The organism is Pseudomonas brassicae, assembly GCF_010671725.1.
In the GTDB taxonomy this organism is placed as follows: domain Bacteria; phylum Pseudomonadota; class Gammaproteobacteria; order Pseudomonadales; family Pseudomonadaceae; genus Aquipseudomonas; species Aquipseudomonas brassicae.
In genome coordinates this window covers 1-1,890 of sequence record NZ_JAAHBU010000549.1, presented here as the reverse complement: position 1 = coordinate 1,890, position 1,890 = coordinate 1, and the positions used below count along the sequence as shown (strand labels likewise).

The 1,890-nt window shown below is 49.5% G+C and carries 3 protein-coding genes; all 3 read right to left on the bottom strand.

Features of this window, described 5'->3' with window-relative positions; all coding sequences use genetic code 11:
* A partial coding sequence (locus G3436_RS25900) for a DUF6531 domain-containing protein (protein WP_163951096.1) occupies positions 1-1,009 on the bottom strand: 1,009 nt, incomplete at its 3' end.
* Between the two features lie 338 nt (positions 1,010-1,347).
* Positions 1,348-1,563, bottom strand: a complete 216-nt coding sequence (locus G3436_RS25895; RefSeq protein WP_163951094.1) for a hypothetical protein — start codon at positions 1,561-1,563, stop codon at positions 1,348-1,350.
* A gap of 2 nt (positions 1,564-1,565) precedes the next feature.
* A partial coding sequence (locus G3436_RS25890) for a hypothetical protein (RefSeq protein WP_163951092.1) occupies positions 1,566-1,890 on the bottom strand: 325 nt, incomplete at its 5' end.

The following is a 1,890-nucleotide window of genomic DNA, read 5'->3' as shown; positions in this document are numbered from 1 at the left end:
TCGCCGTGAGATAGGTATATTTCCAGAGATTACCCGTGGTGTCGGTTATCGATTCTAAACGAAAGGATTTTGAATTGTAGGCAAGCGTGACAGTGCGTCTGTCACTTGATGTTATTCTTGTCAATAATCTTGCTTGCTCGTACCTGCTATCCGGCTCTGCGATACCGCGGGGAGCATATATGGTCGAGGGAAGAGGGAGGGGGGTAGTCGAGGTGCTTCTGGGGGTATAGTCGTAAGCGATCCAGTTACCAAAAAGGTCAGTTGCTTTTTTTGCATCGATGTAAGTTATTGTCGGTTTTACGGGGGCATCAATGGGCATGCCAAATGATGATTCTATGATGTCGTTAGTGCTTTCTGTTCCGCCGTTACGGTCAGTGCTCCAATTCCCGAAGTCGTAGAGAATGCCGTCTGGAGAATGCGCAGTGACCTGATTATTAATACAAGAGACCTGCCAGTTATTCTTGGTCCTGCCTTTGTGGCCGCCACTTGAGAATACCTGGTGCTGGGTACCATCGGGAAGTTGCAAGAAAATGCCTGCAGGAGATAGCGTGGATACTGCGGTGCCGACGCACAGTGCTCCTGCCATCTGGCTTTTGTCATAGATTTGTTTAGGGGCTGTCGATGGCGTTCGATTGGTGCTCTTGAACAGATTTCCGTGAACAATTCGAGGCGCAGCTCGTAATGTCCATCCAGGGCCTAGTGCCGTCCAGCTGAATGACTTTCTGTAGGTAGAACCCAGGCCCGCGCTGAGGGCGCCGGTATTATAGGTTCGGAGCAAAGTAATGTTCATGCCATTCGGGCCTGGAAGATTAACATCAATATGTTTTATCAGCAGGCTGCCACTGGCAGGATCGACGCTTTCAACATTTTGATAGCCAAACGTATCTTTGGGTTGCGAAACGATTTGCTCGAAAGGGGATTCGAGGGCGCAAGTACTTGTACTGTTGAACGAGCAGGTAAATGCAGTTGCGAGGGACGCCAATAGATGGCGCGTTTGACGCGTTTTCATTTCAAGTCCATTTGCATTGAGTTTACGTGTCATAGCAGTCGTGCGCGACTAAATGGCCAGGTGATAAAGCGGGAGGTGATAGTGATAGTCATGCGCAAGTCAATGGGGAAATCGGGGTTGGACTATTTTTAACGATATTGAGAATGTTTTTCTTTTGAGGTGTTATTTGGTTACTTCTCTACACATGAAAGATAATGTGTTGTATGCAATCCTGCTCCTACTTCTTGCCTAAGCCTAGGGCTGATCGGGCTGGAGAGCATGACCTTCGGTTCCACCATGCAGAAGCGCATCACCCATAATCCGCTCGGCGCCTGACCGCTGCAGTACTTGGCCTGGCTCTACATGTCACAGCGTTCCAAGTGGACCTCCTCTACTTCGATTGACATACCATCTTCAAATTCGATGGTATACACCACGCCGTCTGGAAACTTTTTCAGAAAGTCGCCGTGACGTATCTCGTATATACCGACAACCCATGCCTTGCTGCCCGGGCGGGCAGAGGAGGGGGCTGTGTGGGTGGGTTTGACGATGTCGTCATAATTGAACAGTGGCATGTTCAAGTTTGCTTCACGGTTCGACGTTGAAGATATGACATATTGAATTCACGGTGTTGCGGAGCTGTTTGCTCGATCAATTCGGAATATGCCATAAGTCCATTGATGGAATAGTAGTCGCCGCTTGGGTTTTTTGCGATGAAGAACAGGTAGCGTCCTCCTTTTTCACAGCACCGGGGGCGAGACTCTGAAACGGGCCCGTTGAAAGCGACCCTGATGTCACTGCTCACGATGCCTTTGAGAATATTGACCGGTGTGATCACTGCTACGTCGTAACCGAAATCGCCAGTGTGTTCGAGGGGCCTGGAAACATCGCCGATGATGACG